The sequence below is a fragment of the Fictibacillus sp. 5RED26 genome, assembly GCF_015903895.1.
Lineage (GTDB): Bacteria > Bacillota > Bacilli > Bacillales > Fictibacillaceae > Fictibacillus > Fictibacillus phosphorivorans.
In genome coordinates this window covers 487,872-508,149 of the sequence record NZ_JACZDU010000001.1, presented here as the reverse complement: position 1 = coordinate 508,149, position 20,278 = coordinate 487,872, and the positions used below count along the sequence as shown (strand labels likewise).

The window sequence follows — 20,278 nt, the reverse complement described above, 5'->3', positions numbered from 1 at the left end:
CCTAGTGAAAGATAAAAGCTAACCAAAACAAAGTTGGTTAGCTTTATAGGTTACGCTTCCTGCTCAAACAACTGCACAAGTTCAATGATAACGCGAGTCGCTTTGACCATATTATCAACCGAGATATATTCGTGACGGCCGTGGTAGTTTTCTCCGCCTGTAAAGATATTTGGAGTCGGCAGACCCATGAATGACAGCTGTGATCCGTCAGTACCCCCTCGAATGGGTTTGATGTTTGGTTCTATGTTTAGCTTTTTCATCGCTTGAGAAGCAAGATCAACAATCTCTTTTACAGGTTCAATCTTTTCTTTCATATTATAATACGTGTCGTTCATATCTAATTGAATCTTATCTTGTCCATACTTTTCACGCAGTTCGTCCACGATCTCTTGCATTCTATCTTTTCTCTTTTGAAAAAGTTCCTTGTCATGGTCGCGGATGATATATGAAATATCCGTTTGTTCTACATCACCTTTTAGACCCGTTAAATGATAGAACCCTTCATAGCCTTCCGTATGCTCGGGCGCCTCTTCAACAGGAAGCTTACCATTCAGTTCCATCGCAATTTTCGCCGCATTAACCATCTTATTCTTTGCAGATCCCGGATGAATGTTCTTTCCTAAAATACGAATTCTAACACTAGCCGCGTTAAAGCTCTCATACTCTAATTCACCTAAAGGGCCGCCATCCATCGTATAGGCATACTTTGCTCCAAACGCTGCCACATCAAATTTATGAGGACCGCGTCCGATCTCTTCATCCGGAGTGAAAGCCACTCTGATCTTTCCATGCTTAATCTCTGGATGTTCGATCAAATACTTCATCGCAGTCATGATTTCAGCGATGCCCGCTTTATTATCTGCACCGAGCAATGTTGTGCCGTCTGTTGTGATCAATGTATGTCCTTTATAATCTATTAAACTAGGAAAGTCATTTGGAGACAATTCGATATGTAAGTCTTCGTTTAAGATAATCGTTTCTCCGTCATAGTTTTCAACGATCTGCGGTTTAACGTTCGTTCCGGTAAAATCAGTAGCTGTATCTACGTGTGCAAGAAACCCGATGACCGGGATTTCCTTATGTGAATTCGATTGTAATGTCGCCATAACATATCCGTTTTTGTCGACTGTTACTTCTTCCATACCAATTTCTTTTAGTTCCTCAACAAGCATGTTTGCCAGAGTCCACTGACCTTCTGTAGATGGAGTCGTATCACTTCTTCCATCAGATTGTGTATCTACTTTTACGTATGTAATAAACCGATCCATTATTTCTTGTTTCAATTTTCAATCAACTCCTAGTGTTTTGCTTTATGATAGCATGTTTTACAAAACATTACATATTGCTGAATTACAAAAAAATGTACGTTTTTACTCCTCTTGACGTCTAATCAACTTGTCCTTTTTCTGCATATGATGTATTACCAGCACCAAACAAAGGTGTTGTGAAAATAATGGGGTGATTTAAATGGGTTGTTGGAAAAAAGACAAATGTGAGTCTTCTTCACACTATATCTATCTAAAATGTAAGCGTTGCAAGAAAAAGAAGAAGAAAAGCTGCGGCTGTCATAAAAAACATTAATTAAAAAAGGAGTCCTATCGGGCTCCTTTTCAAATATCATTCTATTTTGGTCCAAGACCAAAAGCAATTCCTAATGCAATGCCTATACCAATACCTAATCCAACGTTTTTAAGTGCAATGCCGATTGCTACACCAATTGCAATTCCGATTGCCATTCCGCTTTTATTAGGTTTAGTACCTTTCTTCATAATCGGCTCACCTCCTTTACGAATAAGGAACCTGAGAGCACGAACAAATTCTTGACGATCGTTACTCCGTACAGATACCTATTCTTGAGGATACGTTTTTAACAAAAACTCAACAGAATTGTTGATTAGTTTTTTTAACACATTCACATCAACATCAGCTAGTTTATTAATGTATACACAAGCGGCACCCGTTGTATGCTTACCGAAGTGCTGAAGCAGCTCAGCTCGACCTGGGTCCCCTGGGGCAAAATACAGACTGGTCTTTGCTTTTCTTGGTGAGAAGCCAACAAGAGGCGCGTCCCCTTCATGCCCTGTCTTGTATTTGTAATGATAGGAGCCGAATCCAATAATACTCGGTCCCCACATCTTCGCTTCAAATCCAGTTGTTTGTGTAAATATATCAAGCAGCTTGTATGCGTCTTCTCTCTTTTTTGGTTGATCTACACTCTCAATAAACTCCACGACACTCTGATCGGTTTCTTTTGTCTTTTGTTCGTACATAAATTACTCCTTTTTAATGTGAATTTTGAAGATAAACCTTCTATGTCTAAACCTTCTACATCTTCGGCTAATCCCCTTTCTTTCTAACACTTTCAATTTCCTGATTGTAAAGTTTTAAAACTGATTGTATACTACTAATTGAGAATGATAATCAATATTATGTTCCAAAAAGGGAGCGAACATTATGGATCAACATAACGTTTTCGATGTTACCATTATCGGCGGCGGTCCAGCAGGTCTTTATTCAGCTTTTTACAGTGGTCTTCGTGAAATGAAAACAAAAATTATCGAATTTCAACCGCAGTTAGGCGGAAAGATTCATGTATATCCAGAAAAGATGATTTGGGATGTTGGAGGACATACTCCACTTCCTGGTGCAAAACTTATTGAAAAACTCGTGGAACAAGGACTTACGTTTCATCCTGAAGTAGCACTAAATGAAAAAGTAGAATCTATCTCACGAGATGAGAATGGAATTTTTATTTTGCAAGGTTCATCCGGTGAGCAGCATTTTTCTAAAACGGTTATCGTTGCGGTTGGAAGCGGTATCTTGAATCCTCAACGACTAGATATCGAAGGTGCTGAAAGGTTTGAAGTGTCAAACTTAAACTATACGGTTAAATCCCTTCAGCATTTTAAAGATAAGACTGTTGTTATATCAGGTGGCGGAAATACTGCAATCGATTGGGCGAATGAATTAGTTCCGATCGCTAAAAAAGTGTATCTAACTTATCGAAAAGGAAATCTAGCTGGACATGAAGCGCAAGTAACACAATTGATGAACAGCTGTGCTGATTGCATTTTTAACACATCGATCTCAAAATTATTTGCGTGTCCCAACCATGAAGTTATTGAACAGATTGAGTTAACGAATCACGAAACAGGTGAGATCTCTTACCTTCCTATAGATGAAGTCATCATTAACCATGGCTATGAACAAGATACATCTCTGTTAGGTAACAGCGGATTGAACATTGAACTAGCGGACAACTTTTATATCGCAGGAAATGCTAATAGTGAATCTTCTATTCCAGGATTGTATGCAGCTGGGGATATCCTCAAACATGATGGAAAGCTAAATTTAATCTCTGGTGCTTTTCAAGACGCTGCAAATGCAGTAAATAAAGCAAAGCAGTTCATCCAGCCTGATGCACAAAAAGTTGCGATGGTATCCTCACATAATGAGGTGTTTAAAGAACGTAATCGCGAGCTCGTCAAGCAGATGGTGAGATAATAGATCATTCAAATACAAAACACCTTATTTTAACCCGTAATGGTTCTAGTCGGGTGTTTTTATCTATCGTCCATTAAATATTTAAAAAGCTCAGAGCAGCCTCTGAGCTTTATTTGTTAGTAATTTATTTTTTATTCTGTATTAATCCAAAACCAATACCTGTTGGATCATTAAGGTAAGCCAGATAAAACTCTTCAAATTCCATCTTTTCTCTTACAATAGTCGCTCCGTTAAGAACGGCATGCTCAATCGCATCATCAATAACTTCAACTTCGATTTGAATACGAGTTCCATGTGGAAAATCTTGTTGACCTTTGGCGATTCCACCATTAACATTCTTATCTTCACCTTCAGTAGTTGTAGCTGCCCAATAATCCCATTGTGGTTCTGCAATCTGCCACCCAAATACATTGCGATAGAAAGTTACCGCCTTTTCAGGTTCTTGACTGCTAAGTTCAAAACCTACAACTTTTCCGATATTCTTCTTCATAGCAAAGTCCTCCCTATTTAAAACAGCTTTTGCAGCTCATTTATTCCTAAAAAGGCGAACATGAGGAGACACCCGATCAAGACTGCATTAGTTAACCACTTGTTGCGATACTCAACATCAACTTTTTTAGAGTTTAATAAGATAATGAGTGAGATTGCAAGAAACGGCATGAACAATGCACCTAGCACACCATATATTATTATCAGCTGAACAGGCTTTCCTAAAAAGAAGATCAGCATTGGAGGGAAAGTCAGCCACGCTAAATAAGCACGATATGACTTATCTTTTTCCGTAACCGGCTTAACCGAATGTAAGTCTTCCTTGTTCGTCTTGATTGTTCTTAAGAAGTCCGCAAACAGATAAGGCACACCGTTCCAAACGCCAAGAAGTGAAGTAAAAGCAGCAGACCAGAACGCGATTAAGAATAACCAACGTAACGGTGTTCCGAATTCTTGACCTAACAGTTCTGCAAGATTAAGAAGACCTTGGTCTCCTTCTAACTTTACATCCGTTCCAAATAAGAACTTAGCTCCGATTACGAGTGCAGCCATAGTGAAGATTCCTGTAATCACATAGGCTGCTTTCGTATCGAGTCTCATAATGGGAACAAATTCTTTTCCTTTCCAATTCTTTTCTCTTAGCCAATATCCATAAGAAGCCATAGTAATCGTACCGCCTACTCCTCCAATCAATCCAAGAGCTAACATGAGCGATCCGTCTGGCATTTTGGGTACAAAACCACCCGCAAATTCACCAATTGAAGGCAAAAAGAGTAATGATGTACCAATAATTGTGATAAACATGACACCGATTAATACCGTCATGATTCTTTCAAAAAGCAAGTAACGGCCTGTCCAAACGAGTGCAAAACCTAATAGGGAATGAACGATTGCCCAAGCCCAGATCGGCATGATCGGAAGCATCGCATGCATACCTAGTCCACAAGTCATCGCTGCGGTGGCACCGTAAATGTAGCCCCAGATAACGGAGTAAACACCAAAATAGCCAGTCGCCCACTTCCCTAATGAATGCCAACCTTGTAGAATGGTTTGACCTGTCGCGAGATACCAGCGGCCAACTCCTTCGTTTAAAAAATACTTTAAAATAGAACCAATTACGATGGCCCATACAAAAGTCATTCCGAATGAGGTACCGATTACAATGGCAGTTACTAAATCCGCTGTACCTACTCCAGTTGCCGCTACTACAAAACCCGGACCGATCATTTTTAACTTTTGACCCATCGTTTGAGGTGGTACTGGTTCACTAGCAGCAACAGTATTAAGTTCATTGTTTAATTTCAGATCATTGTTCAATTTCAGCTCCTCCTTCTTCCTTAAATAAAACGCTTTCAATAGAACATCTGCTAATTATGTCATATGTCTGAATATTTTATCAACTCCTTTTGTACCCATTCCTTCTTTAAAATAGCTCTTTAGAAAAGGACTTCTTTCATACTTATAAGAAACTAAACAACGGTATAAAATTGTATTCACCAAGAAAAATGTATTGGAATAAAATATATGTAAGAAAACCTAACATCATTATGATATAATAAATAACAATATTTAGAATTGTCTGGTTTCGCACTTCTTAGGATAGGAGGCTCAAAATGCCTGTTGATAAATCATCTTATAAAGATAAAAAGGTCATGTCTATCGGTATCATCAGCGAACTTACTGGTTTATCAGAACGGAAGATTCGTTACTACGAAGAAAGAAAACTGATCTTTCCAGAAAGAACAGGTAAAGGCACGCGTAAATACTCTTTTTCGGATGTCGAACGTCTTATGGAAATTGCTGATCAAATTGAAGATGGTGTGCAAACATTTGAGATTAAAAAAGAACTTACGAAAAGACAGAAACGTGACGAACGTAATAAAATGATTCGCGGACAGATTAACGCTCAATTTAATATGAGAAATTAAAAAACAGCTGGCTCCACATTTCAAGGTGCCAGCTGTTTCATCTCGAGAGTCGTTCATATACCTCTCTCAAATTCTTAATTCCTAACTTTTGAACGCGTGCTACATAAACACTCCAAAGCTCAGCCGTCATCTTCGCATCACCTAAGGCATGGTGTCGATCAATCACAGGCACGTTACAATGCTTACAGCAATCTTCTAAAGTAACAAGATTAACGTTTGGCTCAGCAATTTTTAGTAAAAATGAAGTATCTACTATTCGGTGTTTGAACTGACTTCGAAATAGCTTCCAATTATAATGTTGCAGAAACTTCTTTTCGTGACTTGCATGATGAGCCACGAGGACATGACCTCTTGCAAAATCATAAAAATCTACTAGCACTTTGGATAATTGAGGCGCATTCTCAAGTTCACTCTCTTCAATTCCTGTAAGCTCTTTGATCTCAGGAGAAAGCTGACCCTTACAATGCGCGAGAGAATAAAAAGTTTCTTCACGCCTTACTTCTCCACCTTTTACTTTCACAGCACCGATTGATAGAATCTGGTTTCCTTGTTCAGGAAAAAAACCAGTAGTTTCTAGATCAAAAACCACTACATTCAAATCATTGAGGGGTACAGTTAAACTCTCTTCCATTTTCAACTCTTTTTCAAGCTGCCTTAAAAATGCGACATGTTGAGGACTAGATTGCCCTTGTAACGACGCATAAACACTTGAGTTTATTTTCCCCTGTACTTGCTTCATAAATTGAATAAGCGGATTCATCCTCATGTTTCTATCGTTCCTTTAATGACGGATTGAGTATATTCTTGGAGTTTTTGACCGTTTAATAGAATATGTTTCATCTCTTTTTTCTCGTCTTTACTGAGTTCTTTAATGTTTAAGTAGTGTATATCATCATAGTTTTCTGTATTTTTTTTATGATACTGCAGCCTGTAATGAAGCAATTTTTCAAATTCTTTAGCGCACCAACTAAGATTTTGTTTGTATTTAGACATGTTATTAAGCGCTTTTAGTCTTGCAAGAGTTGAAGTAGCTTCTAGACTTTCTTTCATTGCAAGCAAACGCACATTATTAACATACGGAAAGAAACCTGATTGCTTTAGCTCTATACTGCCTGCGTGTGCGCCATGTGGTTCTGTTAAAAATTGATGAAAGAACCCGACCGCTTTTTTTACATGCTGTGTATTTTCTAACAAGCGTTCTAGAAAACGCGGATTCTTCTTAATGTAATCATGTACGATTTGTTTAAGTTTCTTGCAATATGCTTCTTCACCAATAAGCACTCGCGCATCGTAGAAGATCAGAAGAAATCGTATACTCTCAAAGCTCTCTTCAGTTAGCCACTTTGACAGCTGCTCTTCCCACTCTATTATTGATTTACTCCAAATAGGATTTGAGCTCATTACATTTCCATCACAATACGGATAACCAACTTCGTTTAACCCATTCGCTAATTCTTTTCCGAATGTAATAAAGTATCGATTCGTTTTTTCGTTTCTTTCCTCATAGATCAGACCATGATCTTGATCTGAGATGATCGCTTGTTCAAATCTACCTGCACTTCCCATTACAAACCACGTATAACGGCAAGGAACTGGACCAAACTCTGAGATATGCCTTTCAAGAGCTGCATCGAATACTTTCATCATCAGTTCATCATGAAAATCATTTAAAGCATGAGATGAATCTTGATGATCGTTCCATTTATTATCACGCCATTTTTTTATCTGTGAATAAGGCATTTTTACACATCCTATGTGATAAAAGCATTGAGGAATAGACCCCAATGCTTTTCTCCACTATTAATTTGCGATTCTATTCTTTTCTTCGTTTGCGATGAACGCCTCTGGATAACCGTAGTTTCCGTGTTCACTAACATCCAGACCGATAATTTCTTCTTCTTCAGAAACTCGAAGACCTTTCATGACTTTTTTCATAGCGTATAAAAGAACGAAGGAAACAACAAATGCGTATAACGCTGACACAGACACACCCATCGCTTGAACGCCAAGCTGAGAAAATCCACCGCCGTAGAACAATCCGGGTTTCCCTACTGTAGCAAGTTCTGGCGTAGCGAATAAGCCTGTAGATAACGTCCCCCATACTCCAGCTGCTCCGTGAACGCTCAACGCATAGATCGGATCATCTACTTTTAATCTATCGAAAAATTTAACAGAATAGAATACTAAGATTCCTGCAACAAATCCGATCAGAACTGCTGCCCATGTTTCAACGAATGCACAAGAAGCAGTGATCGCAACCAGACCTGCTAACGCACCGTTTAATATTGTCGGAATGTCCGATTTACCAAGGACCATCCATGAAATAATCAGTGCGGCAACCGCACCTGCCCCAGCAGCAAGATTTGTATTTAACGCAACAAATCCAAAGAATCCATCATCAACCACAAAGGTACTTCCTCCATTAAACCCAAACCATCCTACCCAAAGGACGATAACCCCTAAAGCCGTGTACACTTGGTTGTGACCGAAAATGTTATTAGATGTACCGTTCTTATTGAACTTTCCGATACGCGGTTTTAAGAGAATCGTCGCTGCAAAGGCTGCCATCGCACCTGTTAAGTGAACTACCGTAGACCCTGCAAAATCCTGCTTACCATGTTCTGCCAACCAACCTCCGCCCCAAATCCAGTGAGCTACAACCGGATAGACCACTACAGAGAAAAGAATAGCAAACACGAGATAGGCTGATAATTTCGCTCGTTCAGCAAATCCTCCAAACGCAATTGTTAACGAGATTCCTGCAAACGCGAGCTGAAACATGAAGAATGCCGCTGTCGAGTAGGCCATTCCCTCAGCTTGATCACCTGAATAGAAAAAATCAGACAACCCGATAAAAAAGTTTGAGTTACCTCCAAAGATAAATCCATATCCAACTGCCCAAAATACGATTGATGCTAAACCAAACGTAAAGACAGTCTTTCCGGCAATGTGGCCGGCATTTTTCATTCGAGTCGATCCCGCTTCAAGTAAGATAAACCCGCCTTGCATTAAAATGACAAGAAGTGCACCTAACACAAGCCAAACACTGTTTAATGAAAACATGATATCTTCCATCTGAACGCCCCCTACTGAACTGTTTCTTTCATTCTATACAGTTCTGGCGCAGATTCTACACCCATGTAAGATTATCTAACATGGTTTTTGAAATGACCAATTAATAAAAGAAAAAGCAAACCCCACAATGTATAAAGGTTTGCTTCTCTCACTGTTAAACCACTTTAGATGATGTAGTGTGAGTGCTCGTTTGTACGTCATCACGTTCCGTTCTCTTTCCCCACCATGTTGCAAGCAATGGTCCTGATATGTTGTGCCACACACTAAAAATTGCGCTCGGTACAGCAGACAACGGCGAAAAGTGAGCCACTGCAAGCGCCGCACCTAGACCAGAATTCTGCATTCCGACTTCAATGGAAATGGCCTTTTGATCGGCAAAGTCCAACTTCAAACCTTTCGCGATCAGAAAACCGATTAAAAGTCCTAGCACATTGTGAAGAACCACAATGGATAAGATTAATAATCCTGTCTCAGCAATTTGTTTTGCGTTTGCTGCTACAACAGCTGATGCTACAGCTACGATTCCAACTACTGATACTAGTGGTAGTGCAGCCACGCTTTTTTCCACTTGTTTACGGAATAAGAGTTTTACAACTAGACCTAATACAATTGGTACGATTACAATTTGAACGATTGATAACAGCAAGCTGCCCGCAGATACTGAAAGCCATTTGCTCGCAAACAGCAGCGTTAGAGCTGGTGTTAAGATCGGTGCGAGCAGTGTTGCCACGGATGTCACCGCAACCGATAAAGCGGTGTTACCTTTTGCTAGGAAAGTCATCACGTTTGATGCCGTTCCACCAGGACAGCAACCTACTAAAATCACCCCTACTGCTACTTCTGCTGGTAATTTAAATGCCGTTGCTAGTCCAAACGCAAGAAGCGGCATGATCATATACTGTGCTGCCACACCAATAAAAACACTCTTTGGAGCTTGAAACACTTCTTTAAAATCATTCAGCGAAAGAGTTAACCCCATCCCGAACATGATAATTCCTAATAAAAGAGGAATATAGGGAGCGATCCATGTGAAGCCTTCTGGAATCAAAAATGCTGCAATGGCAAAAAGTATCACCCAAATCGCGAAGGTGTTGCCCGCTGTCTTACTTACTTTCTCTAAAAATCTCATGGTTGTCACTCTCCTTTTTAAGAGAGTATAAACGAGTTATCTGAAATTTCAATGGTTATTGCTGAAAAATTTAGAATTATGTGATTATATGTGTTTTTTATGTGATGAGGTCTTACTTTTATGTGATCGACTCCATTTTTTATGTGATTCCTTCAAAAATTTATGTGATTATCAATTTTCAGGCTCATCCAACTGAACAAAGCCAGGCGGATACTTCCACCTGACTTTGTTTTACAGAGATATTTTTTGTACGAGCTGCCGCTTTTTACTCATTAATAGTCGTAACTCTTCATCCACCGCTCTGTACTCATCCGTCCCCGTTTTACAAAAACTTATTTTCCCAAGCATTTCTGTAATCTTGTTTTCTACTAAAGCTAATTCTTCAGCTAGATGCTGAGCACCTTCATTTGTAGAACGTTTACTTTGTTCTTCGTATTCACCAAGGCCCATCTCTATCCTCTTGATCTGCTGATTATCAATAACTAGCAGTTTATCACAGAGCTTTTCAACGAAAAATCGGTCATGTGAGACGATGATAAGTGTGCCAGAAAACTGTGACAACGTTTCCTCTAACTGCTCCCGGCTCGGCAGATCGAGATGATTCGTCGGTTCATCCAAAACGAGCACATCATATTCCTTCAGAATCATTAGCACCAGTTTTATCCGGGTTCGCTCACCCAAACTTAAGTGCCGGATTGGCTTCGAAAGTTTGCGGTCCTCAATTCCCATGTTGGCAAAGATCGTCCTTGCCTGCGTCACTTGATGCCTCTCCTCTAGGTCAAAGTATTCATAAACCGTTTTTTCTTCGGGCAGGTCGCTCACATCTTGAGATAGATAGGCAATTTTCATCGATTCACTTTTCCAAATTTCCCCCTCTGTTATAGACTCCTCCCCAAGTAACATCTTAATAAATGTTGTCTTACCAGATCCGTTTGGTCCTTGTAATGCTATTTTTTCTCCATGTTTGATATAAAAGTGGCTTTCTTTAAAAAGGGTTCGATCTCCGAATTGTTTTGTTAGACCCCGGGTTTCAATAAGTCTTTTTCCCCTCTTTCCTGCACAATCAAATTGAAAGAAAACGTCACTTTCTTCAATGGGTTTGTCGATCCCTGTTTTCGAGAGTTCTAGATTCAAACGCTTCAATTTAGACTTGATCTGATTATCTTTTTTCTTCGCTTTCATCCTTTCATATTCTTTGAGCCCCATCTGTCTGTTCTCGGCTGCCGTTCCTCCCTTACCTGCTTCTCGGTGAGCTTTATCAGACCACGTTTTTAACGTGTTCACTTGCTGTTCGATCATGTGTATTTTTCTTTGTTGCTTCTCATAATCTCTTTGTTGTTGCTCAAAACGGCGTTGTTTCTCTTTTCTATACGCCGAATAGTTTCCTTCGTAAATGGTAAGAACACCGTCTTCTAGTTCAAATATCTTCTCTACTGATTGATCAAGAAAATGTCGGTCATGGGATATGATAATGGCCGCACCTCTATAGTTCTGAACCTCTTCTGTAAGCCAATTTATCCCTTGAAGATCTAAATGATTTGTCGGTTCATCTAAAATCAAGAACTCAGGATGATTCGCCCATATCTTAGCGATGGATACCTTAAGTCGCTCTCCACCACTTAAATGATGTAATTCTTCATTTGTGAGCAGATGTTTCTGAAGTCCTAACTTCTTGCTAGTAACCATTAGTTCTTCGCCTGTTTCAAGCAACTCCTGGTCAACATCTAACACATAATCTGTTGATTGTGGCAGATATCCCATGTTCAGATTTGCCGGCCACGTCGTAATCGATCCATCATCGTGGATGATACATTTCATAAGGATGTTAACGAGTGTTGTCTTTCCACTACCGTTCCATCCTACTAGTCCAATTTTTTCACCTTGCCTAATATCAAATGAGATATCTTTTAAAATTTCTTTATCACCAAATTTTTTCTGCAATCGTTTAACTTGTAATACTGTCGTCATGCAGTTCACCTCTTTCATGGTCGTTAAGGAGGCTACAAAAAAACCTCCCTGGATGCCCAGAGAGGTTGGTCGGTTCGCACAATATGGTAAAGACACGTATCCAAATAAACACAAGAACAAAAAAGTCCTTTGTGTGAAATCATAAGGATATATGGTACGTGTATACGCAAAATGGGCAGACTTATCCTATTCTCCAGGTCTCACTAGTTTAGAGTTAGCCTAAGAAAATAAGAGTTTTCCACATCAGCGTAGTACCGTTCCTTTCCAAAATGACTTCAACTTACAATTGTTAGTATATGGACGTATATTAAAAATGTCAATGCTCCCTTTATTGCGAGTCAATTTATGAAAGGAAGAAGCTGTTCATGTTCTCTGCCTCTTCCCATTTTAATGGTTACTTAATGAAAAATGTCTTCGTGTTGTACTTCTTATTGTTTCCTGGTTCGTATCGATTCTCTACGTTTTTGCTCGCATCGACTGAGAACCAGTTTAACGTTGTCGTCTTTTCAAACGTTAATGTTTCCGGCCCTTCACGTGTACCGCTCAACTGCAATTTCTGAGAATCAAACGTTGGCCGGCTGCCATCTAACGTGTAATAGATCGTAGCGGGCTCACTCGTTTTGAAGCTTACTTTAACTTTATCTTCGTGTCTTCCGCCGTTTGGTGTGATACTTGATTTTGGCGCCTTTTTATCTTTAGAATATTGATACGCCACATCAATAAGTCCTAATAAACCATTTGAAAACTCCATGGCTTCCTCATGCCCTTCTTCAAATGGTGGCTGAAAACCAACCAGTTCCCAACGTTTTGTTTCTTTGTTCCAAAGATCAGCACCTACTTCAAAGTTCCAAGCGTAGATTCCTTTTTCATACCAGAGGTGATCTGCTGAGTTTCCTGCGGCAGAATAAAGAACGTCTGGGATCGGACCTGTTCGACTCGGTAGAATTACCGTTCCACGATGCTTTTTGATCTCTTTTAAAATATGATCAGATGCTTGCCAATAATAAGCTTCTTCACCAGCAGACGGACGAGGCAATGTTTCACGTTCTGGCGTATACGCACCTGGTGACCACATGAAATAACCACCATAGCTATGAATGTTCATAGCAAATCTAATGTTTGGATTCTCATCCGTTAACCAAACAAGATTTCGGCTTTCTGGTTCAGAATGCTCGCTAGGTCCCGCATATGTGCCACTTAAACAATTCGTTGTTGATGCTCCAACATAACCATCAAATGCAGAACCCACATCATGGTTACGATTCAAATCAACACCCCAAGAATTGCGATAACCATTATCAGACTGATGAGGTGAGCAATGGTTCGTCATGTTTTTACGTTGTGAATTAAAGTCATAGAAACTATAGTGCCCTCCATCAGGATTCATGGACGGAATAATAAAGATATCAAGATTATCAACAAGTTTCTTTGTCTCTTTATCATGCGAATAATTTCGTAATAGTCGTTCAGCGGTTTCAACGGAAACTAGCGGTGTTACCCATTCACGGGCATGTTCTTGTGAGTAACCGAGTACACCAGGCTTAGTACCATCTCGGTGCTTTCCGATCCGAATCGCTTTAACAGTAAAAGGATCACGCGATACGGTGGCAGGTGCTTTTAAGTTATCCGAAAGGTTAGATATAGCAGGTTCAACAATTCCGTTACCTGTATTTCCACGGTAAGTCGTAGCAGAGACAAGATCACTCGCTTCTGCATTCAGAAGATCTACAACTTCTTTTGCCGTACTTTTCGCGTTACCTGCAGCATCTGTTGCTAACGTAACGATGATTTTGTTTCCGCTTGTTCCAACAGAAAGAGGAGCACCTGCAGCAGATGCCTTTTTCAATTCAATGCTGATTGCATTTCCGCCTTCATGTCCCCAGTCTCTAGACGTCACAACAACCGCTGTGTTCTGCAACGTTCCTAGAGTCGCTTGAGCTTGTCTGCGATATCCGTTCGTCTTGTTCGGCATCTCCACAATTTCAGCAAGCTCTGGGTATTCTTTTACTAAGTTCTCAATTCTCGCGTTAATTTCTGTTGGATCCATATAATGGTCAACAAAGTTTTTCACATAATGTTTTCCAGGCTTGTCCGGCTTTTCTTCACCTAACCATTCGGTTACTTTAGATGTGGCTGATCCTCCTAATGAGCTTTCAATTGTTATGTCTTTCGGTATCGCTGTTACTGGCAGCATAAAGGAATGATAGAGGTACTCTCCAGCATCCTGAATCTGTTGCAGTGTTGTGGTTTTCTCTTCTCCATTTTCTGTCCATTTAGCAGTAAGGATTGTGCTCGAAACAGCACCAGATGTGGATTTTGCTTCAACATAAAGGAATGTGTCCGATTGATTCGTGAAGTGGTTTGCTCTCAGGATCGTTACTGTTTCTTCCGCAGCTGTTAGCTTTTGTTCTTGCTTAACTGCCATTCTTCTTTCTGAGGCACGCTGGTTGAGTTGGTTCTCAGTAATGAGCGTTTCTTTTACGTTAATTCCATAGAGCTTCAGCATCGCAACTTCAGATGGTGTTACGACCGCATCTACTTCAATTTGTCCATTATGAACGTGCATCCTGTGTGTCAGATCGATACCAAATTCTTCAATCTTCCTCATCGCTTCTTTTGTGTTTGGAACAGCAAGCTGAACGAGAGAGACTGACTCTGCTGGCTGAATTTTGAGAGATGAAGCTTCAGCAACCGGTGGCGCTATACCTGAATCCATTGTTGAAAAAGTAATCCCTGCAACTGTTGATAATACAAGTGCAGAAGATAGCCATCTCTTATTTCTTTTCATAACAAGCACACCTCCTATGTATGTATAAGGTAAGTGTAACTTTATTATCAGAAAATTCAATCATACTTAAGGATGTACAAAGAGAGTGAAAAAGCCCATCATTATAACTACAAAATTTGTAAAAATAATTAATAAAAGGTAAATTTAGTAATTTGGGAGTGGGTAGAAGATCTTATCTTGATACGTTTATCAAGTTTTAAAGGCTATGCTTCATTTCAAACTCTTCTTTTAAGACAGCGTACACCTTTAGATCTCGATGCTCTCCTTTTGTAAACATCGCTTTTCTTAACGTACCTTCATATTTCATCCCTAGCTTTTTCATAACCCCTTCAGATCCACCGTTCTCTATAAAAGATCTTGCCTGAATTCGTACTAAATTCATGTTTTTAAAACCGTAATTCAGAAGCTCCTTACCTGCTTCAGTCGTAATGCCCTGACCCCAATAGTTCTTCGCGATCACATAACCGATCTCAGCAGTTTTATGATTGATCTGCCATGAGACAAAGTCGATCGTACCAATCAGTTGGTTGGTTTCTTTTAAAACAATTCCCCAAGGGGCTAAATCAGCACTTTCATATCTCCTTAACACGAAACCGATAAATTCCATCGTATCCTCTATTGTTTTGTGAGCATCCCAAGTAACATAGCGTGAAACCTCTGCATCCGATCCATACTGAAACATATCTTGTGCATCCCCTACTGTTATTTTCCTTAAAAGAAGACGCTCTGGTTCTAATGTTGGTAAGTTCGTAAAAATATCTTTGATTTCCAAGATAAACTCCTCCTAACTTTATTGTATACTTAATTCAAAAAAAGGAAAAATATGGACTTTCGTCGAATTTTGGAATAAGGGGGAAATAAAATGAATAAAATAAAGCCTTTTGTTATTCCACTTCTATTCTTCTTGGTTATTTTTATTTCGTTCACTTTAGAAAATTTAAAGACCGAACAAAAACTACCTATTGAAGGTTGGAGCCGTTCACTGCCATTACAAACAGAGAAGATTGGTGAAGTTAAGCCCGTATTTCAAGAACAAAACGGAATGCAGCGTGTATATGTTCCGAAAGAAAATGAAGTTTTGAGTTTTCAAGTTACTGAAAAATTAGAATTGAAAAATAAACAAACCGTTCCTCTTTCTATTCCAAGTCCCCAAGACTTCTGGGTACAAGGTGATCAGTACGTATTCGTAAGGGACAAGAAGCTCATTCACTATGACGGGAAGAATGAAAACGTTCTTGATCAAGACGTTAGAGGTATGGATTCTAATCCAAACAACATCATTTATTTTAAAGAAAACGAAATTTTGGCAGTAGATAAGAGTTCATGGAGTGTTCAATCTTTAAAGAAAGTGCCTGAACAAATTTATTCAGTTGTTCTAAACGACAAATCTGATTCGTTTATTAGTGTTAGAAAATCTTCTAAGGAAACGACTAAACAAGTTAAGGTTACTTTTCACCAACCTGATAATCAGTTTGACTCTGGATTTAAGGAATACATAATTTTAAATATAGATGAACAGATTCATGAAAATCATTTTGGCTTTTACTTTATTGAGAATGGAAATGATGTGACGGTTTATTATTCTCTGTTTAATAATAATTCTGGAGGTAAGTCATATAAGATCTATCAAGGGACCAACCAATTGAATGCAAATACTGATTGGGATTTTTCTATCATGACATTCATAGACAATAAAGGAACGAAGCTTGAAAATCCAAAGTTTATTCAATATGGCGTTGATGAGAATGGTCAAGCAAAAGTACTGTTTACTACTCGTGCATTAAAATCTAACGAAAAAGAAGCTGTTAATGTATATGAAGCACGAGCTGATGAAGATGTTTGGAAAACGGAGCTGCGCAGTACAACAAACTATCAGTCCATTCACCCTTACTGGATTGGTGAAGATTCTGTTATGTGGTTAAACTTAGTGGGTTACAAAGAGTACAAATTTAGTGGAGCTTCTAAAAATCCTGATGTTATTGAAAAGAGTCTTAAAATTACAAAAGTAGATCTTAAAGAAGCCGTTTCTGCAACGATATTATCTCTTTTTCAAGGATTAATCTTTGCGATGAGTTCGGTGTATTGGATCACTCCTGCAGTCCTTTTTGCATTAGTCATCTACATAGTAAAGATTAAATGGATGGAAGAAGAAGATAAGCGCATTTTGTACACCATCTTAGCCCTGTTTCTCGGTGTTCAATTCATCTTTATTCAAAAGTTGTTTAATACGCATTATTACATGTATGCTCCCGATTACTTGGCTTTTTCAGGAAGTTCTTTTGTTATCCCTATCTTGCTCGCTATTGCAAGTGGTGCAGCCGTTTGGTATGGGAAAAAGCAAGACTGGAGTAAACTTACGGCCATTAGTTATTTTGCTGTATTAAATACTTTCTTTTTATCGCTTGTTGTTGGGCCGTATATGTTTTAAAGGATGGAAATAAGAAAAATAAGGAAATAAGACTATTTATTGATTATAATGAAGATAGCTTTTGGCATATATATTTTTATCCATATTAAAGAAAATGAAGGAGGTTTACATATGCAACGTCATAGAAGAAGAAACACACCTGCTTTTACCGTTTTAGCTTATTTCACCTTCATCGCTGGAGTGTCCATGTTTTGTATCGGACTCTACAATGCAGATAATTTGCAACTGAACGAAAAAGGTTATTACATCGCCGTAATGATATTGGTAGCCGTTGGTGCGATTCTGACCCAAAAGGTTACTCGTGATAACGCGGAGGATGACGAACTAATCGCTGAGCAAGAGCGAAAGTATACGAAAGCAGAATAGGACCACAAAAAAGGAAGGCACATTTAATGCGCCTTCCTTTCATCATTATTTTACTTGTTCTCCAGCGTACACTTTTACATCCGTTGGAGCAGCCATAAAGCTTGCTGCTTTTTGACCGAAAGCCACAAAGTGCTCACTTGTGTTATGATTTTGAACCGCTTCTTGGTTCTCCCAAACTTCTACCATCATATACGTTGCTTCTTTTTCTGTATCTTTTTTAAGATCGTATTGAATGTTACCTCTTTCAGCACGCGAAGCCTCTACTAATGTTTTTACCTCTGCTAAGAATGCTTCTTCTTTTTCTTTTTGTACCGTTAAACCTGCGTGAATAATAATCATCTTATCTATTCTCCTTTCTTATCTCCACTCTGTTGTTTCGTCTACTGATAGACGAACAGATTGATATCCAGCATCTGCTGCTTTACCAATTGAAAGCAACATAACAGGGAAATATCGTTCTTTATCTAAACCAAACGCTTCAGCGATCTCAGCTTTTTCATATCCACCGATCGGATTCGTGTCGTATCCATGTGCACGAGCAACAAGCATTAATTGCATGGAAACAAGTCCTGCATCGATCAAGTTCATATCTTTAAATTGCTCTGGAGTCATTTGTTCTAAAAGTCCACGAATAGCTGGCACTTGCTGATTTCTAACTTCTTGTGGCATATGCCCTTCGTCTACGGCTTTGTCGTAGATTTTTTCAAGGTAATCCAAGCTGTTGTTATCTGCAAATACAGCAATTACAGCAGATGATGTTTCTACTTGACGTTGGTTAAACTTAGCTAGAGGTGCTAACGTTTCTTTTCCTTCAGGTGTATCAATTACGACAAAGCGCCAAGGCTGTAAGTTAACAGAAGATGGAGCAAGAGAAGCCTCTGTTAAGATTTCTTTCATCTCTTCTCTAGAGATTTTTACTGATGGGTCGTAGTTGCGAATGGATCGACGTCCAGTGATAATTTCGTTGAAGTTGTTGATTTTAGTTTGTTGCATCATACATTCTCCTTTATGTGTAATAGTCTTGGTTGTGCTTGATTGTGATTACTCAAAATGTTCAATATTGTGCTGAATACGTGTTAACATCTCAAGCAAAGTTTTTCTTTCTTCAGCAGAAAAATCATGTAATACACCAGAAATAAAACGTTCCTTCTCTTCCCGGTAATGAATGATTTTCAAACGACCTTCCTCTGATAGAGAAACATACGTAAATCGTTGATCTTTAGGATCTTTCCTGCGGATCACCATTCCTTTATCTTCAAGTTGTTTCAGATGCCTAGTTACGGCAGCATGATCAATATTCACTTTCTTTTGAAGAGCTCTTTGACTGATCTCTTCCACTTCATATAATTCATGCAAAAGCTCTAAGCGAGTCTGACTGATCCCTGTACAGCTTTCAAACTTAGGAACCGTTCTGCGATGTATCTCATACAATCGGTTAATAATCTTCTCATCATCTATATATGAGTTGGACAACAGCATCCCCCTCCTTCGGATAATTGATAGCTCAATAATTGATACGTCAACTAATATAAAATACTTTGTTTCAAATGTCAAACAGAAGAGTTTCTTATGTAAAAAAATAAAGAGGCTATCTGCGATGAACAGATAGCCAAGCCATGATATTTAATTTAATTAGCGCTTTCCGCCAAGAGCTTGAGCAACTAAACGTTTTGTGATTTCTCCACCTACAGATCCGTTAGCACGAGAAGTTGAATCTGGTCCAAGGTTTACACCGAACTCAGAAGCGATTTCATACTTCATTTGGTCGATAGCTTGTTGTGCACCTGGTACTACTAATTGGTTTTGGTTAGCCATGTTATTTTCACCTCCTTGTTGAATTAAGATTATAATCCCACAATGAATCGTTCTTATGCGCTACAGAAAAAGGTAGTATTTGTTAATAAAAAAATAGGACGATTATTTGAGTATCGTCCTTTGTGAAACAAGTGGCAAACCTGTTCTTTGTATAGTTTTAGATTTTCCTTAAAATGAGTAATTATTCCATTTATCTTATAAAATTTTACAGGTATGAATATGGAATACAACAATTAAAGATGCGAAACACTATTTGCAAAATATTCATCTTTTATCACACTCATTCGTAACCGATCAACAAACATGCCGCCACGTAAACGGTCTTGTCTTAGAATGCCTTCTTCTACATAACCTGCGTTTTTATAGGAGGAGATGGCTTTATTATTATCGATCTCGACTCTAAGCCAGATTTTATTAAGGGAGAGTTCATTAAAACCATACTTTAGCATCTCATGCATAGCGGCAATACCATAGCCTTTGCCCCAATAACCTTTTTCACCAATGGCTATGCCTAATTCGGCATGTTGATTCAATCGATCTATATTTTTCAGATCGACCCATCCAATATGTTCGCCTGTTTCACTAAGTATTGCTTTTTGCTCATAACCGTTGTTCTTAGCGATACACTGCCTTATCCAATTCCTTGTTTCTTCCATACTAAATGGTGGATATTTGTCAGGTATGTTTAGGTGCTTTGTCACTTCTACGTCCAAACACCACGCATAACGTTCTTCAGCATCTTCGATCACTAGATCCCTAAGTTGAACTTTTGGAAGTACCTTTTGCAT

Annotated in this window: 21 protein-coding genes; 4 read left to right on the top strand and 17 right to left on the bottom strand. The window is 38.9% G+C overall.

Features of this window, described 5'->3' with window-relative positions; all coding sequences use genetic code 11:
• Window positions 1–50: 50 nt before the first annotated feature.
• From pepT to IHV10_RS02630, 3 genes are all read right to left on the bottom strand, one after another.
• Window positions 51–1,283, bottom strand: coding sequence for a peptidase T (pepT, locus tag IHV10_RS02640; RefSeq protein ID WP_197127196.1), 1,233 nt, complete (start codon window positions 1,281–1,283; stop codon window positions 51–53).
• A gap of 339 nt (window positions 1,284–1,622) precedes the next feature.
• Window positions 1,623–1,769, bottom strand: a complete 147-nt coding sequence (locus IHV10_RS02635) for a hypothetical protein (RefSeq protein ID WP_197127195.1) — start codon at window positions 1,767–1,769, stop codon at window positions 1,623–1,625.
• A 78-nt stretch (window positions 1,770–1,847) separates the two neighbouring features.
• On the bottom strand, window positions 1,848–2,270 hold the full coding sequence (locus tag IHV10_RS02630) for a DUF1801 domain-containing protein (protein WP_197127194.1): 423 nt from the start codon (window positions 2,268–2,270) through the stop codon (window positions 1,848–1,850).
• A gap of 184 nt (window positions 2,271–2,454) precedes the next feature.
• Here IHV10_RS02630 and IHV10_RS02625 point away from each other — a divergent pair, with 184 nt between their 5' ends.
• A complete protein-coding gene (locus IHV10_RS02625) occupies window positions 2,455–3,504 on the top strand; it encodes an NAD(P)/FAD-dependent oxidoreductase (RefSeq protein ID WP_197127193.1) in 1,050 nt (349 codons plus the stop codon).
• 124 nt (window positions 3,505–3,628) lie between these two features.
• Here the strand turns inward: IHV10_RS02625 and IHV10_RS02620 are convergent, their stop codons facing one another.
• Together IHV10_RS02620 and IHV10_RS02615 are read right to left on the bottom strand one after the other, a co-directional pair.
• On the bottom strand, window positions 3,629–3,982 hold the full coding sequence (locus tag IHV10_RS02620; protein ID WP_197128169.1) for a VOC family protein: 354 nt from the start codon (window positions 3,980–3,982) through the stop codon (window positions 3,629–3,631).
• Window positions 3,983–4,011: 29 nt separating this feature from the next.
• On the bottom strand, window positions 4,012–5,310 hold the full coding sequence (locus IHV10_RS02615; protein ID WP_370629637.1) for an Nramp family divalent metal transporter: 1,299 nt from the start codon (window positions 5,308–5,310) through the stop codon (window positions 4,012–4,014).
• A gap of 296 nt (window positions 5,311–5,606) precedes the next feature.
• On the opposite strand from IHV10_RS02615, the gene IHV10_RS02610 reads away from it, so the two are divergent.
• Complete coding sequence (locus IHV10_RS02610) at window positions 5,607–5,921, top strand: MerR family transcriptional regulator (protein WP_197127192.1); 315 nt, start codon at window positions 5,607–5,609, stop codon at window positions 5,919–5,921.
• A 37-nt stretch (window positions 5,922–5,958) separates the two neighbouring features.
• On the opposite strand, the gene IHV10_RS02605 is transcribed toward IHV10_RS02610, so the two are convergent.
• The 7 genes from IHV10_RS02605 to IHV10_RS02575 all read right to left on the bottom strand — a co-directional run bounded on the left by IHV10_RS02605 (window position 5,959) and on the right by IHV10_RS02575 (window position 15,653).
• A complete protein-coding gene (locus IHV10_RS02605; RefSeq protein ID WP_197127191.1) occupies window positions 5,959–6,687 on the bottom strand; it encodes an exonuclease domain-containing protein in 729 nt (242 codons plus the stop codon).
• Window positions 6,684–7,661, bottom strand: coding sequence for a DUF294 nucleotidyltransferase-like domain-containing protein (locus IHV10_RS02600; RefSeq protein ID WP_197127190.1), 978 nt, complete (start codon window positions 7,659–7,661; stop codon window positions 6,684–6,686). Before IHV10_RS02600 ends, IHV10_RS02605 begins: the two co-directional genes overlap by 4 nt.
• Before the next feature lie 60 nt (window positions 7,662–7,721).
• Window positions 7,722–8,996, bottom strand: a complete 1,275-nt coding sequence (locus tag IHV10_RS02595) for an ammonium transporter (protein WP_197127189.1) — start codon at window positions 8,994–8,996, stop codon at window positions 7,722–7,724.
• Between the two features lie 154 nt (window positions 8,997–9,150).
• The gene (locus IHV10_RS02590; RefSeq protein ID WP_197127188.1) at window positions 9,151–10,125 is read right to left on the bottom strand and encodes a bile acid:sodium symporter family protein; all 975 of its coding nucleotides are present in this window, start codon (window positions 10,123–10,125) and stop codon (window positions 9,151–9,153) included.
• 231 nt (window positions 10,126–10,356) lie between these two features.
• Complete coding sequence (gene abc-f / locus IHV10_RS02585; RefSeq protein ID WP_197127187.1) at window positions 10,357–12,093, bottom strand: ribosomal protection-like ABC-F family protein; 1,737 nt, start codon at window positions 12,091–12,093, stop codon at window positions 10,357–10,359.
• A gap of 394 nt (window positions 12,094–12,487) precedes the next feature.
• Window positions 12,488–14,881 carry a M14 family metallopeptidase gene (locus IHV10_RS02580; RefSeq protein WP_197127186.1) on the bottom strand — a complete coding sequence of 798 codons (2,394 nt, stop codon included), beginning with the start codon at window positions 14,879–14,881 and terminating at the stop codon, window positions 12,488–12,490.
• 196 nt (window positions 14,882–15,077) lie between these two features.
• Window positions 15,078–15,653 carry a GNAT family N-acetyltransferase gene (locus tag IHV10_RS02575; RefSeq protein ID WP_197127185.1) on the bottom strand — a complete coding sequence of 192 codons (576 nt, stop codon included), beginning with the start codon at window positions 15,651–15,653 and terminating at the stop codon, window positions 15,078–15,080.
• 90 nt (window positions 15,654–15,743) lie between these two features.
• Here IHV10_RS02575 and IHV10_RS02570 point away from each other — a divergent pair, with 90 nt between their 5' ends.
• Window positions 15,744–17,309 (top strand): hypothetical protein, encoded by a 1,566-nt coding sequence (locus tag IHV10_RS02570; RefSeq protein WP_197127184.1) that lies wholly within the window; start codon window positions 15,744–15,746, stop codon window positions 17,307–17,309.
• 111 nt (window positions 17,310–17,420) lie between these two features.
• On the top strand, window positions 17,421–17,675 hold the full coding sequence (locus tag IHV10_RS02565) for a YiaA/YiaB family inner membrane protein (RefSeq protein ID WP_066392185.1): 255 nt from the start codon (window positions 17,421–17,423) through the stop codon (window positions 17,673–17,675).
• A gap of 45 nt (window positions 17,676–17,720) precedes the next feature.
• Here IHV10_RS02565 and IHV10_RS02560 read toward each other — a convergent pair whose 3' ends face one another.
• The 5 genes from IHV10_RS02560 to IHV10_RS02540 all read right to left on the bottom strand — a co-directional run bounded on the left by IHV10_RS02560 (window position 17,721) and on the right by IHV10_RS02540 (window position 20,278).
• Window positions 17,721–18,014 carry a putative quinol monooxygenase gene (locus IHV10_RS02560; RefSeq protein WP_197127183.1) on the bottom strand — a complete coding sequence of 98 codons (294 nt, stop codon included), beginning with the start codon at window positions 18,012–18,014 and terminating at the stop codon, window positions 17,721–17,723.
• An 18-nt stretch (window positions 18,015–18,032) separates the two neighbouring features.
• Complete coding sequence (locus IHV10_RS02555) at window positions 18,033–18,671, bottom strand: nitroreductase family protein (RefSeq protein WP_370568784.1); 639 nt, start codon at window positions 18,669–18,671, stop codon at window positions 18,033–18,035.
• A gap of 45 nt (window positions 18,672–18,716) precedes the next feature.
• Window positions 18,717–19,154, bottom strand: a complete 438-nt coding sequence (locus tag IHV10_RS02550) for a MarR family winged helix-turn-helix transcriptional regulator (RefSeq protein WP_370568785.1) — start codon at window positions 19,152–19,154, stop codon at window positions 18,717–18,719.
• A 153-nt stretch (window positions 19,155–19,307) separates the two neighbouring features.
• On the bottom strand, window positions 19,308–19,490 hold the full coding sequence (locus tag IHV10_RS02545; protein ID WP_191752941.1) for an alpha/beta-type small acid-soluble spore protein: 183 nt from the start codon (window positions 19,488–19,490) through the stop codon (window positions 19,308–19,310).
• A 233-nt stretch (window positions 19,491–19,723) separates the two neighbouring features.
• Window positions 19,724–20,278 (bottom strand): GNAT family N-acetyltransferase, encoded by a 555-nt coding sequence (locus IHV10_RS02540; RefSeq protein ID WP_197127180.1) that lies wholly within the window; start codon window positions 20,276–20,278, stop codon window positions 19,724–19,726.

Coding starts and splice junctions, on each gene's coding strand:
- abc-f (WP_197127187.1), bottom strand. CDS start 12,093: ATGACGACAGTATTACAAGTTAAACGATTGCAGAAAAAATTTGGTGAT.
- IHV10_RS02580 (WP_197127186.1), bottom strand. CDS start 14,881: ATGAAAAGAAATAAGAGATGGCTATCTTCTGCACTTGTATTATCAACA.
- IHV10_RS02545 (WP_191752941.1), bottom strand. CDS start 19,490: ATGGCTAACCAAAACCAATTAGTAGTACCAGGTGCACAACAAGCTATC.
- IHV10_RS02630 (WP_197127194.1), bottom strand. CDS start 2,270: ATGTACGAACAAAAGACAAAAGAAACCGATCAGAGTGTCGTGGAGTTT.
- IHV10_RS02555 (WP_370568784.1), bottom strand. CDS start 18,671: ATGATGCAACAAACTAAAATCAACAACTTCAACGAAATTATCACTGGA.
- IHV10_RS02600 (WP_197127190.1), bottom strand. CDS start 7,661: ATGCCTTATTCACAGATAAAAAAATGGCGTGATAATAAATGGAACGAT.
- IHV10_RS02635 (WP_197127195.1), bottom strand. CDS start 1,769: ATGAAGAAAGGTACTAAACCTAATAAAAGCGGAATGGCAATCGGAATT.
- IHV10_RS02570 (WP_197127184.1), top strand. CDS start 15,744: ATGAATAAAATAAAGCCTTTTGTTATTCCACTTCTATTCTTCTTGGTT.
- IHV10_RS02595 (WP_197127189.1), bottom strand. CDS start 8,996: ATGGAAGATATCATGTTTTCATTAAACAGTGTTTGGCTTGTGTTAGGT.
- IHV10_RS02605 (WP_197127191.1), bottom strand. CDS start 6,687: ATGAGGATGAATCCGCTTATTCAATTTATGAAGCAAGTACAGGGGAAA.
- IHV10_RS02560 (WP_197127183.1), bottom strand. CDS start 18,014: ATGATTATTATTCACGCAGGTTTAACGGTACAAAAAGAAAAAGAAGAA.
- IHV10_RS02565 (WP_066392185.1), top strand. CDS start 17,421: ATGCAACGTCATAGAAGAAGAAACACACCTGCTTTTACCGTTTTAGCT.
- IHV10_RS02550 (WP_370568785.1), bottom strand. CDS start 19,154: ATGCTGTTGTCCAACTCATATATAGATGATGAGAAGATTATTAACCGA.
- IHV10_RS02540 (WP_197127180.1), bottom strand. CDS start 20,278: ATGCAAAAGGTACTTCCAAAAGTTCAACTTAGGGATCTAGTGATCGAA.
- IHV10_RS02590 (WP_197127188.1), bottom strand. CDS start 10,125: ATGAGATTTTTAGAGAAAGTAAGTAAGACAGCGGGCAACACCTTCGCG.
- IHV10_RS02610 (WP_197127192.1), top strand. CDS start 5,607: ATGCCTGTTGATAAATCATCTTATAAAGATAAAAAGGTCATGTCTATC.
- IHV10_RS02625 (WP_197127193.1), top strand. CDS start 2,455: ATGGATCAACATAACGTTTTCGATGTTACCATTATCGGCGGCGGTCCA.